General features: G+C 53.2%; 14 protein-coding genes. 5 read left to right on the top strand and 9 right to left on the bottom strand.

Annotated features, from left to right (window positions below):
* The 4 genes from FHW71_RS19505 (at nt 1) to FHW71_RS19490 (ending at nt 4,368) form a co-directional block, all read left to right on the top strand.
* Entirely contained in the window at nt 1–771 is a 771-nt protein-coding gene (locus tag FHW71_RS19505) for a cysteine hydrolase family protein (protein WP_179452620.1), read from the top strand.
* On the top strand, nt 771–2,156 hold the full coding sequence (locus tag FHW71_RS19500) for an amidohydrolase (RefSeq protein ID WP_179452621.1): 1,386 nt from the start codon (nt 771–773) through the stop codon (nt 2,154–2,156). The genes FHW71_RS19505 and FHW71_RS19500 overlap by 1 nt, the downstream gene beginning before the upstream one ends.
* A gap of 127 nt (nt 2,157–2,283) precedes the next feature.
* Nucleotides 2,284–3,123, top strand: a complete 840-nt coding sequence (locus FHW71_RS19495; RefSeq protein ID WP_179452622.1) for a benzoate transporter — start codon at nt 2,284–2,286, stop codon at nt 3,121–3,123.
* Between the two features lie 141 nt (nt 3,124–3,264).
* On the top strand, nt 3,265–4,368 hold the full coding sequence (locus FHW71_RS19490) for an NADH:flavin oxidoreductase/NADH oxidase (RefSeq protein WP_179452623.1): 1,104 nt from the start codon (nt 3,265–3,267) through the stop codon (nt 4,366–4,368).
* A gap of 62 nt (nt 4,369–4,430) precedes the next feature.
* Here FHW71_RS19490 and FHW71_RS19485 read toward each other — a convergent pair whose 3' ends face one another.
* The 7 genes from FHW71_RS19485 to FHW71_RS19455 form a co-directional block, all read right to left on the bottom strand.
* Complete coding sequence (locus tag FHW71_RS19485) at nt 4,431–6,083, bottom strand: GMC family oxidoreductase (protein ID WP_179452624.1); 1,653 nt, start codon at nt 6,081–6,083, stop codon at nt 4,431–4,433.
* Nucleotides 6,080–6,598, bottom strand: a complete 519-nt coding sequence (locus FHW71_RS19480) for a sorbitol dehydrogenase family protein (protein ID WP_179452625.1) — start codon at nt 6,596–6,598, stop codon at nt 6,080–6,082. Before FHW71_RS19480 ends, FHW71_RS19485 begins: the two co-directional genes overlap by 4 nt.
* Nucleotides 6,588–7,997, bottom strand: coding sequence for a c-type cytochrome (locus tag FHW71_RS19475; protein WP_179452626.1), 1,410 nt, complete (start codon nt 7,995–7,997; stop codon nt 6,588–6,590). The genes FHW71_RS19480 and FHW71_RS19475 overlap by 11 nt, the downstream gene beginning before the upstream one ends.
* A 115-nt stretch (nt 7,998–8,112) precedes the next feature.
* Nucleotides 8,113–8,820 carry a hypothetical protein gene (locus FHW71_RS19470; RefSeq protein WP_179452627.1) on the bottom strand — a complete coding sequence of 236 codons (708 nt, stop codon included), beginning with the start codon at nt 8,818–8,820 and terminating at the stop codon, nt 8,113–8,115.
* A gap of 42 nt (nt 8,821–8,862) precedes the next feature.
* Nucleotides 8,863–10,011, bottom strand: a complete 1,149-nt coding sequence (locus tag FHW71_RS19465) for a beta-propeller fold lactonase family protein (protein ID WP_179452628.1) — start codon at nt 10,009–10,011, stop codon at nt 8,863–8,865.
* A gap of 37 nt (nt 10,012–10,048) precedes the next feature.
* A complete protein-coding gene (locus tag FHW71_RS19460; RefSeq protein ID WP_179452629.1) occupies nt 10,049–10,687 on the bottom strand; it encodes an aldolase in 639 nt (212 codons plus the stop codon).
* A 13-nt stretch (nt 10,688–10,700) separates the two neighbouring features.
* On the bottom strand, nt 10,701–12,008 hold the full coding sequence (locus FHW71_RS19455; protein ID WP_008106267.1) for an MFS transporter: 1,308 nt from the start codon (nt 12,006–12,008) through the stop codon (nt 10,701–10,703).
* 263 nt (nt 12,009–12,271) lie between these two features.
* Between FHW71_RS19455 and FHW71_RS19450 the strand changes: the two genes are divergently transcribed.
* Complete coding sequence (locus FHW71_RS19450) at nt 12,272–13,306, top strand: LacI family DNA-binding transcriptional regulator (protein WP_008106269.1); 1,035 nt, start codon at nt 12,272–12,274, stop codon at nt 13,304–13,306.
* Here the strand turns inward: FHW71_RS19450 and FHW71_RS19445 are convergent.
* Together FHW71_RS19445 and FHW71_RS19440 are read right to left on the bottom strand one after the other, a co-directional pair.
* Nucleotides 13,303–13,992 (bottom strand): substrate-binding domain-containing protein, encoded by a 690-nt coding sequence (locus FHW71_RS19445; protein ID WP_179452630.1) that lies wholly within the window; start codon nt 13,990–13,992, stop codon nt 13,303–13,305. The genes FHW71_RS19450 and FHW71_RS19445 overlap by 4 nt on opposite strands.
* A 2-nt stretch (nt 13,993–13,994) precedes the next feature.
* Entirely contained in the window at nt 13,995–15,242 is a 1,248-nt protein-coding gene (locus FHW71_RS19440; protein WP_179452631.1) for an alpha-hydroxy acid oxidase, read from the bottom strand.
* Between the last annotated feature and the right edge of the window lie 141 nt (nt 15,243–15,383).

Raw genomic sequence — 15,383 nt, 5'->3', positions numbered from 1 at the left:
ATGCCGGAGAACGTTTTAGGCAGCAGTCGACATAATCAGTGGCGTGTCTCACCGCAAGTGGTTGATACGCGTCGACCGGCGCAGGCATCGCGTACCGTGCAGCTCACCACGCGCGACCGCTCGGTGATTTTTGATCTGCAGCGTACGGCTATCGTGGTGATTGATATGCAGAACGACTTCTGTCATCCCGAAGGCTGGCTCGGGCATATCGGCGTTGATGTCACACCCGCGCGTGCACCAATTGCACCGCTGCAAGCCTTGCTGCCGACATTGCGCGCCGCTGAAGTGCCGGTGATTTGGCTCAACTGGGGCAACCGCGCCGATAAGCTCAATCTCAGTCCCGCCTTGCTGCACGTCTATAACCCGAACGGTGATGGCGTGGGATTAGGCGATCCGCTGCCGGTTTCCGGCGCGCCGGTGTTGCAGGCCGGCAGCTGGGCGGCGGAGGTGGTGGACGAACTGACGCCAGATGCCGAAGACATTCGCGTCAACAAATACCGTATGTCCGGTTTTCAGGATAGCGAGCTCGATAGCATCCTGCGAAATCTTAACGTCACCACCCTGCTGTTTGCTGGCGTTAATGTCGATCAATGCGTGCTGTGTACGCTGCAAGACGCTAATTTCCGTGGTTACGACTGCCTGCTGCTGGAAGATTGCAGCGCCACCACCTCGCCCGATTATTGCCGCGATGCCACGCTGTATAACGTGCAGCAATGCTTTGGTTTTGTGGTCAATGCCGCCGAATTACAGCAGCAACTGGAGCGCCAATAATGAGTTACCTGCTGGCTGACGGCTGGATTATCACCATGAATCCGCAGCGCGAGATTCTGGAACAGGCCAGTTTGCTGATTGAAGATAAGATCATTCGCGCCATTGGCACGCGCGATGCATTGCAGCAGCGTTACCCGGAAGCGGAAATCATCGACTGCCGCGAACGTATTATCATGCCGGGCATGGTGAACACCCATACGCATCTCTTTCAGACGTTGCTGAAAGGTCTTGGCGATGACATGGTGCTGAAAAAGTGGTTCACCTGCATGACCGGCCCCAGCGCCGTGGCGTTGACCGAAGAAGATGTCTACGCCGCCGCGCTGCACGGCTGCATGGAATCATTGCGTTCGGGCGTCACCTCGCTGGTCGATTTTATGTATGCGCATCCACGGCCAGGATTAACTGCCAAAGTGATCGAGGCCTTTGAAGTCAGCGGCATTCGTGGTCATGTGTGTCGCGGCTTCCTCACCAGCGGCGCTGAGCACGGCATTCCTGCTGAACTGATTGAAACGCCGGAACAGGCGCTGGCCGATGCGCGCGAAGTGATTAATCGTTATCACAGAGTCGATGGCCGGGTAAAAGTCGGTCTGGCACCGAGCATGATTTGGGCGCTGGATGAAAAAGTGCTGCGCGGCACGCGCCAGCTGGCGAATGAAACCGGCGTGCTGATCACCACGCACGTGGCGGAAACCGATTTTGAGATTGAACAGGCGCAGCTGCGTTTTCAGGCCAGCGATACCGAATTCCTCAGCGATATCGGCTTCCTCGGCCCTGATGTGCTGGCGGTGCATTGCGTGCAGTGCAACTCGCGCGACATCCGCGCGCTCAAACATCACGACACGCGCGTGTCGCATAATCCCTGCAGCAATCTCTATCTCGCCTCCGGCGTGCCGCCGATCCCGGAGATGCTGGCCGCCGGCTTAACCGTGGGTTTAGGCTCAGATGGCCCAGCCAGCAGCAACAATCACAATCTTTTCCAGGCGATGAAAGTGGCGGCGCTGCTGCAAAAAGGCGTGCATCGCGATCCCACCATTATGACGGCGGAGAAAGTGCTGGAGATGGCTACCATCGATGGTGCGGGTGCCATTGGCCTCGAACATTTGGTGGGTTCGCTGGAAGTTGGCAAACGCGCTGATGTGGTAATTGTCGATACTTCGCATCCGGCGATGACGCCGATCCATCATCCGGTTTCGTCGCTGGTCTACTCAGCGCTGGGCCATGAAGTCAGCGATGTGTTTGTCGATGGCGCTTATCTGCTGCGCGCCGGTGAGTTTACCCAGCTCAATCAAAAAGAGGTGATGGCGCGTTCGCAACGTGCAGCGCATTCGCTGGCGGTACGCACCGGCAATGATAAAGCGCGCGGCTGGCGATCGGCGGCGTTTTAAAAGCGATAATATTTACATACAAAAGCGACAAAATTTTATCGGTTATCCGCATTAATTGTTAAAAGCATGACACAATACTTACATTAGAGGGCAAGCTATTTTGAACACAAAGTAACGCGGAAAACCTATGATTTATGATTGTTTTTTATACTATGACGAAGATATGTTGCTCGACGTTCGTTTGCATACTCTGAACAACGTTGTCGACCGCTTCGTCATCGTTGAATCCACCCATACTTTCACCGGCAAGCCAAGAAACCTGCATTTCGATATTAATAAATTTGCAGAATTCAAAAATAAGATTATTTATATCGTCTTTGACGAAACACCCTTCTTTAATAATGACATCGTCGATGCCTGGAAGAATGAAGCCCACACGCGAAATGCCATTATGAAGGGGCTGAGTTCTGCGGTTAATGACGACATTATCATCGTATCAGACGTGGATGAAATACCTGATCCACAGGCAGTATTAAAACTGAACAAGCACAGCCTGTGTACCACGCTACATATGAATTTCTATAATTATCAGTTCAATCTGCAGGTATTCAACGCCGATGGTACACCGAGAATTTGGTCATTCCCACGGGCGACAACCTTTAAGCATCTCAACGGTTTCTTTGGCGGTAAGCCAGAAGACTTCCGCAACGTTAAAAAAAGCCCGATCAAATCCAGCTTTATAAAATGGAATTTGTTCAAGCTGCGCAATAAAAATATGGCATCCGCAGGCTGGCATTTCTCGTGGATTATGCGACCAGAACGCATATCGGAAAAAATGTCGTCAATTTCCCACACCGAATATGATTTGCCGCAATTTAATAACTGCGACCATATTCTTGATGCGCTAAAAAATGGCAAAGATATCTGGGGCAGAGAGAGGAAAATGTGTAAACAAGCGCTGACCACCGAACACTTTCCCGCCTATCTGGTGAATAATCAGGCTAAGTTCAGCGAATTTATTCTGTAATTTTCGCCCAGTAGTTTTTAATCTGCTGGGCACATTCCGCTTAACTTACTTTTTGCTACAACATTCAAACTCATAGCCCTCTGCAAAATGCGCTTTTGGCCCTAAGCTTAAAGCCTTTCAGCCACTGATGATGAGGTTTCAATGAGTTTACTGTTTAGTGCGACGCAACTGGGTAAGTTAACGCTCGATAATCGCATCGTGATCGCGCCGATGTGCCAATACTCCGCTGAGAATGGCAAAGCCAGCGCCTGGCACCGCATTCATCTCGGGCAACTGGCGCTTTCCGGCGCCGGTTTGCTGATCATCGAGGCGACGGCAGTTGAAGCGGCCGGACGTATTTCTCCCGGCGATTTAGGCTTGTGGGACGATGCAACGGAAGCGGCGCTGGCCAGCGTTCTGCACGATCTCCGTCAATATTCGGACATTCCATTTGGTATTCAACTTGGTCACGCCGGACGTAAAGCGTCCTGCGCCGCACCGTGGCTCGGTGGCAATCAGCTGTCACTGGAACAAGGCGGCTGGCAAACTGTTGCGCCTTCCGCGCAAGCCTTTAATTCTGAAGATCGCGCGCCGGTGGGGCTGACGAAACAGGACCTTGAGCGCCTGAAACAAGCCTTTGTTGACAGCGCGCAGCGTGCCGCCAAACTCGGTATTCAATTAATTGAACTGCACGCCGCGCACGGCTATTTGCTGCATCAGTTCCTGTCGCCGCTGAGTAATCAGCGTGAGGATGAATACGGTGGTTCGCTGGAAAATCGTCTGCGTTTCCCGCTGGAAGTGTTTCAGGCGGTGCGCAGCGCCCTGCCGGATTCGGTGGCGGTTGGCGTGCGCCTCTCGGCAACGGATTGGGTTGACGGTGGCTGGGATGTCGAGCAGTCGATTGTCTTCAGCCAGCAACTCGAAGCGGCGGGCAGCGATTACGTGCACGTTTCCAGCGGCGGCCTGTCACCGCAGCAGAAAATTACTGTTGGTCCCGGCTATCAGCTGCCTTTTGCCCGCGACATCCGTAAACAGGTGAAGATTCCGGTGATTGGCGTTGGCTTGATTACGGAGCCGAAGCAGGCAGAACAAGCCTTGCAGGAAGGTGATGCGGATTTGATCGCGCTGGCGCGCGCGGTGCTTTACGACCCACGCTGGCCGTGGCATGCCGCCGCTGAATTGGGTGCGCAGGCCAAAGCACCACCGCAGTATCTGCGTTCTGAGCCGCACGGTCTGAAAGGCACGCTGATTTCGAATAAAAAGTGATTGTTTCACCCGGTGCGCACCGGGTGAACATAGGGTCGCCATCTATGGCGACCGATTCACTCTTAACCTGCTACTTCCGTCTTCATGGTTTGCAACATATGCTCAGCCAGGCGCAAGCTCAACGCGGCGCCGGTTAAGGTCGGGTTCATACAAGATGCTGACGGCATCACGCTGGTTCCGGCAATCCACATATTGGGATGATCATGCGTGCGGCAATCACGATCTACTACCGAATTATGCGGGTCATCGCCCATAATGGTGGTGCCCATGATGTGCTGGCGATCCTGAAACTTGGTATCAATCGACAATATTTCCGCATTCAGCAGTTCTGCAAACTTGTGAAAATCTTTGAGCCCCGCTTCTTTTCCGGCATGCCAGTAATCCGTCACGCTGTAGTAAATCTCCGGCAACGGAATACCAATCGCATCTTTTTTCGTCTTGCTCGGCGTAACGCGGTTTTCCGCCAGCGGCAAGGTTTCAAAATCGATAGCAAAGTTCAGCGAGCGTGCCGACTGGCGGCGGATCTCAGCATCCAGTTTGGAGCCCAGCACGCCTTTCTCAATCAGCGATGCAGCATAATCGGCGGTTGGCACAGTGTTACGCACTTTGATCTTGTAGCTGGGGAAATCCTTGCGGAATACGCCATCGCGGTTGTTCAGATACACCAGCAATTCGGTCGGCCCCTGACCTGGCCACACATCTTCCGACATCATCACGTTCATACTGATGCCGGTGTGGCCCATCAAATTGCGGCCAACCTGATCGGAAGAGTTTGCGATGCCATTGGGATATTTCTCAGACGTCGACATCAACAGCAGCTTCGGCGATTCAATACCGTAGGCCGCCAGCACAAAGTAGTTGGCGGTTAAATGGTGCTCGGAACCATCCGGCTTTTTATACCAAATGCCGGTAATTGTGCCATCATCCGCTGCCTCTATGCGGTACACCACCGCGTTATCCAGCAGTTTTGCTCCCAAACGCTCCGCTTCATCGATATGCATCGAGCCATCATATTTGGCGGCGATCGGGCAAACCGGATTGCAGTTATTATTTCCGCCACACATTGGGCGCTTGCCCCACGGCTTAGTCGCGCGACCGTTCGGTTCCAGCACCGGGTTATAACCGCCTTTACCCAGCATCTCAGTTAGGCGATCAAACAGATAACTGGTTGGCAAACCCGGCATCGGGAATGACGTAGATCGCGGTGGCCAGGCTTTGCCGCCCTGCCCACTTTCGTCTTGTCCATCGACACCTGAAACGCCCAGCTCATACTCGGCTTTGCCATACCACGACTCCAGTTCTTCGTAGCCAAAGGGCCAGTCGCGGCCCCGACCATAAAGGGTGTTGAGTTTGAAATCGTTGGGGATCATACGCCACAGTGCGGAGCCAAAGTGCCAGGTTGTACCACCGACAACGCGCAGGTATTTGGTGGGATATTTAACCGGCCCAACCTGCTGCAAATAGTCACCGTAGGTAGAAGGAATATGTGGCGGATTGGGATAAGGCGAACCCACGCCCTGTAATTTGATATTGGTTAACGACATCTTGAACGGGGAATTACGGAAACGTTCGACGATTTCCTGGCGAGAGACACGCGGGCCTGCCTCAAGGATGATGACTGATTTACCGGCTTTTGCCATCTGGCAGGCGATCAACCCGCCCATCACGCCCGAGCCAATGATGATCACATCGGCATCGACTTTTTGTGCACTCATGCGCCTTCTCCTGTGGTTGCCACTTTGCCATCTTGCGTTACTGCCCAGTAGAACGGCCCGCCGCCATAGGTTGGGACCACCAGAATATCTTTGGTGGGCAGGTACATCATCGCATCGGCATAAGCGATCAACTCCAGATCGCTGCCGTCGCCGACAACGCCGGTGTACCACGCTGAAATGATGCGTTTTGCCGTTTGCCAGTCAGGATTATCTGCACCAAATGCGGCAAGGAAATCGTCGACATGGGCAAAATTATGCTGCTGCAACAATGCCTGCAGGCTGCTGAGCTGGTGCGTGAATTCGGCATTATGGCGATTCAAGGCATCGTAGTAGCGCTGTCCCAGCATCGGGCCGACCGGGCGACTGACCAGGAACTGCGAAACGATCAGAAAACCATTTTCAGCCATCTGCTCTGCAGCCAGAGCGCGCGCCGGGAACAGGGAATTACACATCGCGCCGAGTGACAAAATGCCCATGCCTTGCAGCAAACGACGCCGGGAAAGGTTATGCGCCATGTTTTTTCCCCTTGCGCGAAATTGAAATCAGCAGCACCAGTAAAATAATGACAGCTATCGCGCCTCCGCCCCACGCAGCAGGCTGCGCCAGGCGTGCAATCAGTGGACGCTCGCCGCCTTCACGCACGGTTTTCACCTGTTCAGGCGTTACGTTCAGCTGAGCATTACCAAAGTTTTTCAGCACGTAGTTGCTGACGTCGGAAATTTGCTGGTCGCTTAATCGATCGGTAAATAACCCATCCGGGCCAAAAGCTGGCATGACGACATCTTTTCCATCAACCTGACGATGTACGCCGTAGACAACAGTGGCAATGAGGTTATCGGCCTGTGGTGCGCCGGTGGCGGTGTTGTGGAACAGCGAAGGATAGAAGTGATTGCCAGCACCATCCGCCTGATGGCAGTTAGCGCAAGAACTGGCGTAAACCTGCCAGCCTGCATCGGGATTTTTAACCGCTCGCAGCGCCGCTTCATCTGTTGCGGGTTTGCCAAGCGCGTCGCGCGGCGAGTTCGTAGCCTGAGTCACCGCGGGGATCTGCCGCAGATAAGCCACTATCGCATTGATATCGTCATCAGACAGATGCTGTAAGCTGTGCTCGACCGCTTCCGCCATCGGGCCTGCTGCCTGCGCTTTGCCTGCAACATGGCCAGTTTTAAGATATTGCGCGATCTCCGCATCGCTCCAGTTGCCAATGCCGGCTTGTTGATCGGGAGTGATATTCGGCGCGTACCAACTGCCCAGGCTGCCGCCGCTGAGAGCCTGATCGTTGTTTTGCCCCATCAGCGCGTTACGTGGCGTATGGCAGGTATCGCAGTGCGCCAATGCATTGACCAGATAATCACCGCGATTAACAACATCCGATTTATCTTTTACCGGAATAAACGGCTTATTATCGGAAAACAGCATATTCCAGAAGAACATACTTGAACGAATATTAAATGGGAAAGGCAAATCCGTTGCTGGCGGTACATTCTCGTCTGCTTTTACATCGTGCATAAAATAAACATACAGCGCGTGCATATCGGCATCAGAAATTTTTGCGTATGAGGTGTAAGGCATCGCCGGATAAAGATGCTGCCCCTGTTTATTAATGCCACTTCGCACGGCTTTAACAAAATCTTGTTCGCTATAATCGCCAATGCCGGCGGTTTTTGATGGCGTGATATTACTGGCAACAATATTCCCCAACGGCGAGGAGATAATATAGCCACCCGACATTTCCTTGCCCTGATTCGGTGCGGTGTGGCAAGCTCCACAGTCCGCAGCAATAGCCAGATACTTGCCTTTCGCAATAAGAGCCGCAGACTCAGCCGCATCTTCAGCGTGAGCTGAAAATGTGGCTGACATCAGAATGCTCAACGCGAAAGGCAGACAACACTGTCTCACCTTTCTTGCTTTCATTGTAATTGCTTCCGGTAAATAATTATTAGTATGGTAAAAACAATAATGCACTTCTGTGGCAACCCACAGAAGTGCACATTATCAGACAACGTCAATTCACAAAATACAAACAGTGCTATAACAACTCATAATCATTGAAGATGATATTTTCGCCACTTGCCGCCGTTATATCGACTTTACCTGGCTCGGTTAAAAAGGCATCGCCGGGATGTACCCAAACTTCTTTTACCCGATTGGTATGAGTTTGATCGGCAATCAGTACCCGCCCTTCGGTAAAGAACACGCGCACGCCAGGCCCGTGTTGCGTATATTCGCCGGTACTGGCGCCAGGCTTCAGCGTGACCTTCCAGCCTCTCACTGTTTTCTTATCCAGCACCTGACTAAATGCGGCATTGTCAGGCCGCGAAGCGTTACCAAAATGTTGTGGGCCTGGGATGTTAATTTCGAACGCCACCTGATGATTGACGTTATTTCCGGTATTGGTGACCTTATCCGTATCCGATTTCCCTTGATGCTCACCGAATTTAACATTGCCGCTTTTCATTTCGGTCATGTTTACCGGCTTGTCGGGATACTCTATTTTAACCGGACTGCCTTCAATGTGCGTATTAACATAATCCAGATGCTGCTCATGAAATAGCGTGGATTGTCCGGGTTGAATTAATACGCGCATCACCGTGACGTATTTATTTTCCAGAATGACGTGGTGCAGCGGTTCCAGATCGGTGGCAACACCTTGCTCAGCCGCTTGTGTCGGTAATCCTGCGCTTAAAAGCGTTGAGCATAATAATGTGCTTAATAATGCTTTGCGAATAGTCGACATGAAGACTCCTTTTCTTACCAATTAATTAAGTAGAGCAGAAATTTACTCAACGATGGTGACCCAATTAGCGCCCTTGCCGGTGGGGACGCGCTCAATTAATGTCAGTTTGCCAGTGGTTTGATCTATGGAATAGAGCGAAATTTGTGTCGACTTCTGACCCGATTCAATTAAATAGCGCCCGGAATTATCAATAGCAAATCCACGCGGCTGAGCTTCTGTTGGCGTGCTATTAATCAACGTCAATCGACCATCGCTCGGTGAAACATGAAATGCAGTAATATGACTGCTGGTGCGTTCGGTAGAATAAAGGAAACGTCCATTCGGCGTGATATGAATATCAGCTTGCCATAACCGCGGCTTGGCGGATTTTGGCAAATCATCATCGCCGGTCAGTGGTCGCGCTTCACCACGCTGCATGTTGGCGGCAATGGCCGGATCGAGTGACGGTGTCGCTTCATGTTCCGTCAGGGTGCCATCTTTGTTCAAAGTCAGGCGGGAGATGTTGCCGGCCATTTCGGTCAGCACATAGAGATTCTGCTCACCCTTCTCATCCCGCTGCGGTGCAAAGGTGAAATGACGCGGTCCGGTTGCCGACTCGCGTTGGATATTCACAAACGCTGGCGTGTTCGCCGTGACGGTTCCGCTGTGGCTATCGAAACGGTACTGCAGCAGTTGATCGGCACCCAGCAGCGGTACATAGAGAAACTGGTTGCTGGGATCGGTCTGAATTGAATGCGCACGCTTGCCGGTATGCACCATCTGCACCGGCGCGCTCTCAACTTTGCCATCCGCGGCAATGCGATTGATGCTAAACAGATCGCCACCATAAGAAGATGAAAGCAGGAATTTACCGCTCTTATCCAGCGCGACATACGCCATCGCTTCTGGCAGCGGTGTATCCGCAAAATGCTGCAGCGATCCATCAGTTTGAATATGCCAGGCCGAAACATGGTAAGGCTGACTGCGGACGGAGACATAAAGTGTCTTGTTATCCTGCGATACCACCATCGGCATACTTTTCAGGCCGCTGGGGTATTCACCAATCGGTTTCAGCTGGCGCTGCGCCTTTTGCAGCTCGTAGGCCGTCACCGTACCGCTATCGCCATTGGATACGTAGACAAAGGATTTTTCCTGCGCCAAAACCGTGGAAGCAAAGAGCATCATGCCTGCGGCTATTACCGTCTTTTTCATCTTTGGGTCTCGTTTATTGTAAGGAACAGTGAGGGGTTTACCAGCGCGTATTGAAGTGTTCGCACAGCTCCAATACGGCTTGTTCTGGCAGCGTGGCGGGCTTATCCACGCAGTTCAGCCAAAGTCGCGCAGTTTCTTCCAGCTCTTCCAACGCAAAGCTCACCGTTGAAACGGATTTACCCCACATCACCGGGCCAAGTCTCTCCAGCATCACGCCACGAACATCATTGGCCAGCTCAGCCACCTGTGCAGCGACGTCGACATGGCCAGGGCGGCGATAGTCGATTAATGGAATTCGCCCGACTTTCATCACCTGATACGGCGTAAGCGGCGGCAAAATACTGTCGCGCTGCCATACGCCTGCCAGCGTAAGTTGCACCAGATGTGTGGAATGGGTGTGCACCACACCGTGCGCCTCCGGGTTGCGATCGTAAATCTGGCGATGCAACAGCAAAGTCTTCGACGGTTTGTCGCCCGAAACCCATTTACCCTCGCGATTGACCTTGGCAATCCGGCCTGGCTCGAGATGTCCGAGACAAGCATCGGTTGGCGTAATCAGCCAGCCATCCTCTAGCCGAGCGCTAATGTTTCCTGCGGTGCCGGTGGTATAGCCGCGGTTAAACAGATCGGCTCCCACCTGACAAATCTCTTCGCGTAAGAACTGTTCGTTTTGCATGTAGTTTCTCCTCTTATTGATTGGCGGTAGCTATGACGTTGGCATCAGGTTTAGGGCTGATCGGTAATGGCTCCAGTTTGCCGAGCACAAACATAAAGGTCAGCGCACCCAGCACACAGATTCCGCCCGCCACCAGCAACGGCACCACAAATGAACCGTGGCTAAGACTCAGCATCAGGCCGGTAAACGAGGCAGTAACAATCCCGGCCAGGTTGCCCGCAAAGTTCTGGATGCCGCCCAGCGTGGCCACGTAATTACTGGCAGGCGCAACATCGGCTGGCAGCGTCCAGATATTGGCGGCGGTGAAAGCTAAACCGGCGTAAGTGATGGAGAACAGTGTCAGGATCACCGTAATGCTGTCGGTGAATGCGGCGAAAGCAATCACGCTGGAGAGCAACATCCCGCTGATAAGACAGGTTTTACGTGCAGCCGTCAGGCTGAATCCTTTGCGGTAAAGGGTATCTGACACAATCCCGCCGAGCAGACTTCCCGGAATCCCCATCAGTGCAGGGATCGCACCGAGCGTCCCCAGCTCTTTCAATGAAAAACCATGTGCCACTGTCAGATAAGTTGGGAACCAGGTCACAAAGAAATAGGTGGCGAAGTTCATGCAGAAGAAGCCAATCATCATTCCCCACACGTTGCGATGACGGAACAGTGACCACAATTCAACTTTTGCGTCAGCCTGCGTAGTGGGCAAAGCACGATCTTCCAGCAGATTCTGACGCTCTGTTTCATCGAGGCCTTTCATCTCTTCAGGCTCACGATAGAAGACTAACCAGATCACCACCCAAATCAGCCCTAACGCGCCAGTCACGATGAAGGACGTTTCCCAATCCCATACGCTGATCAGCCAGGCAACCAGAGGTAGCGCCAGCGCGCTACCGGCACGCGGACCGGCATCAAAGATCCCGCTTGCCGTTGCACGCTGCTTTTTCGGGAACCAACTGTAAACCACTTTGACACAGCCAGGATTTCCCCCCGCCTCACCCAGACCTAATGCTAAGCGCGCCGCAAAAAGAGAAGTGAATCCTTTACCAAACGAAGTAAACACCGTAAACAACGACCACCAGCCGACGGCGATGGCCAGTCCAGCACGCGCACCGAGACGATCGAGTAGGCGTCCAGCCGGAATTTGCATCAGCGCATACGTCCAGAAGAAGGCGCCCAGAATCAGCCCCATGCTGGTGTCATCGAGGCCTAAATCTGCTTTGATGTGCGGTGCGGCGATCGCGAGGTTGATACGATCGATGTAATTGATTGCGATGGCGAAAAAGCAGAACACGATCATCAGCCAGCGAATTCGTGGATATCTGCGCATGGTGAATTCCTTTATGATTTATATAGGGTTAACACAGGTTCTGCGGCCTTAGGGCGGCGGCAGTCAGCGTTGTGGTTAAATTTGGGGGTGACAATTCACGATCGTGTTAAAAAACGTGAGCAGGCACACCCAACCTGATAACATGATGTCAAAAGTAAGCGATTACAAAATTCAGTCAAGCCAAAAGTAAGCGCTTTCAAAATTACCTGTGAGGTGTCTGCAATTTTTGTGGACAAGCTCACTCTTTCTGCAGGAGTGACTTGATGAGTGAGAAGCAAAATGGATCTGGCCGCGTATCACTGGATGATGTTGCGCGTCTCTCTGGCGTTTCAACGGCGACGGTTTCACGCGTATTAAACGGCAGCACCACGGTCAAAGCGTCACGCCGTGAAGCGGTGGAAAAGGCCTGTGAGGAATTGGGGTATGTGATTAACCGCGCCGCGCGCACCCTCGCCTCACGCCGCAGCATGACGATTGGCGCGGTAGTACCCACGCTGGCGACGGAAACCTTTTCGCGCCCGCTGGCGGCCTTTCAGCAACTGATTCATGAAGCCGGCTACACGCTGCTATTAGCCAACTCCAACTTCGATCCTGAAACCGAGCTGAAAGAAGTTAACAAGCTGATTGAGTACGGTATCGACGGTTTGATGCTGGTGGGCAATACTCATCATCCTAAACTTTGGGAGCGCATCGTTCAGCAAGATATCGCCTGCGTGCAGACCTTTTCGCAAGACAGCGAAAGACCCTGTGTCGGTTATGACAGCGAAGGTGCGGCTGAAACCCTGGCGCAGCATTTGCTGGGATTAGGGCATCAGCGTTTTGCGGTGATTGTCGGCACGCCGCCTTCGAACGATCGTATTTCAGAACGTCTGAATGGTACACGCCGCGCCCTGCAGCAGCATGGATTGACGCTGCCGGATACGCATCTGATTGATAATGCCTTCACCATGAATGATGCGCGCAGAGCAGTGTTTCGTTTACTCGATGCGCCGCAGCCGCCAACCGCCATCATCTGCGGTAACGATCTGCTGGCGTTTGGTGCCATGCGTGCGGCGAGCGAGCGTTATCTGCGCATTCCGAATGATATCTCCATCGTTGGCTTCAACGACTATGAATACGCTGAACATCTGGAGCATCCGCTGACCACCATGCGTGTGGATTTAGCGTCGATTGGTGAACACGCAGCGCACTATTTGTTGAACTCGCTGAATAACTTACCCGCACCAATGCAGACGCAGATAAGTACCGAGTTGATTGTCCGGGGCAGCAGCGGCTCGGTGCCCCGTCAGGAACGCTAATCGCGTCTATCCATGCCGAAACGGTTGAACACGTCCGTGACTGACGGCGTTTTCAACCATGCCAGGAAACTCTGCGCCTGCTCCGGTTGTCGGGCGTGGCTTAACACAGCAGCCGAGAGTGAAATCGCCTGCTGTGTGCCCGCTGGCAGCGGTCCGACGACCTCAATGCCCTCCACCATTAGCAGTTCGCTGATCTGCTGTACGGCCAGATCAGCATTGCCCTTCACCAGTTGCTCGGCGGTGAAACCAGCAGGAATTACCGTGCCACGTGCGCGCAGCTCCGTATCAATGTTGAGTTGTTTCAACAATTGCGAGAACCAGACACCGCTGGCTCCGGCTTCTGACCAGGCCACCGAACGCGCAGCTAACAAAGTCTGAATCAACGTTTCGCGATTGCTGATATCAGGCTGTGCAGCGCCCGCCCGCACCGCAATTCCGATGGGAGAATCAACCAGTTCGATACGCGTGCCCGCATCCGCCAAACCCGATTGTGACAGGCGGTCCAGCGTCTCAACCGTAGCGATCACCACATCCACTTCGGCGCCGGCGTTGAGCTCTTTTTCGATGATGGTGCTGGGATGCCAGCGTATCGCCAGCGGTATATCGGGGTTTTGCGACTGCCATTGCGCAACCAGCGAGTTAAACGGCGCACTCAGTGCGAGCGCGCTATAAATCGTTAATTCCATGATTAATCCTCGCGGGCGAAAAAGGGTGCTCGACGTAGCAGCGCAGCATTGAGTTGCTCAGGTCGCGTCACGCCTATCAGTGCTAAATCGCGATCGATTTCATCCCGCAGGATATGCATGGCATGTTCTACACCCGCCTGTGCGCCAATCACCGCGCCATACAGGAATGGACGACCAAGAAACACGAAGTCCGCGCCCAGCGCCATCGCTTTCATCACATCGGTGCCGCGACGGATGCCGCTATCAATAATCACCTTCATATTGCCCTTCGCCGCCGCTATTTCAGCGAGTGTATGCAGCGGTGGCACCGTGTGATCCAGCTGACGGCCACCGTGATTGGAGAGAATCACCGCATCCGCGCCGAGATCACGCGCAATGAAAGCATCATCCGGCGACATCAGCCCTTTAATCACCAGATTGCCCTTCCATTTTTTACGAATCGCTTCAACGTGTTTCCAGCTCAGTTTGTCGCGTGCATTGGTGTTACGCACTTTGCTCGACATCATCGGCGGGCCGCGTTCAGCATCGGTATTTTCGAAGTGCGGCGCACCATGACGCAGAAAGGTTTGCGCCACCGTGCCCAGCAGCCAGCGCGGACTCATGGCACTTTGCCACATCACTTTCGGGGTAATTTTTATCGGCATGCTGAAGCCACTGCGGGTGTTGTGTTCCCGGTTACCCAGCATCGGTGTATCACCGGTCACCACCAGCGTTTTATAACCGGCGTGTTCAACGCGGTCGACCAGGCGATCGATACGCGGTTGGTCGCCCGCCAGATAGGCCTGAAACCAGGCGTCGGGATTAGCGGCGATCACCTCTTCTAACGGAATCAGCGACGAGGCGCTGAGGATCATTGGCACATTCATTTCCCGTGCGGCCTTCGCCAGCATTAAGTCAGCCCGGTAACTGACAAACGACGCGCCGCCAAGCGGAGCAACACCGAATGGATGCGCCCAATCATGGCCCAATAAATTCACACGCTGATCCCGGCCAGAAACATCGCGGAACATACGCGGCACAAATACATATTGCTGATAAGCCTCATGCGCGGCAGCAAGTCCTCTGCCGGTTTCCACGCCGCCTTTCACATACTGATAAATCATATTCGGCAACCGCTTACGCGCATAGCGTTCAAAATCTTCCAGCGCCAGCAAATCACGAAAATGGCGTGGCACCGTATTCGCAGGGCGCACCTGCGCTTCGGGTGTCACGTTAACGTTAATAGCGGTGGTTTCTCCACGAATGGTCATAGTGCGTTCTCAGGGTTAGCCAAAAGTAAGCGATTTCAAATTAAGCATTCAGACGAATGCATTCACTTACATCCTGACAGATGCGCAGTTTTTTTATGTGACGGACATCACCATATGAAGACAAATGTAAGCCCTTACATT

This window comes from Enterobacter sp. Sphag1F (assembly GCF_014193275.1).
Lineage (GTDB): Bacteria > Pseudomonadota > Gammaproteobacteria > Enterobacterales > Enterobacteriaceae > Pantoea > Pantoea symbiotica.
The sequence above is the reverse complement of the archived record's forward strand: the minus strand, read 5'-3'. Positions and strand labels throughout refer to the sequence as shown.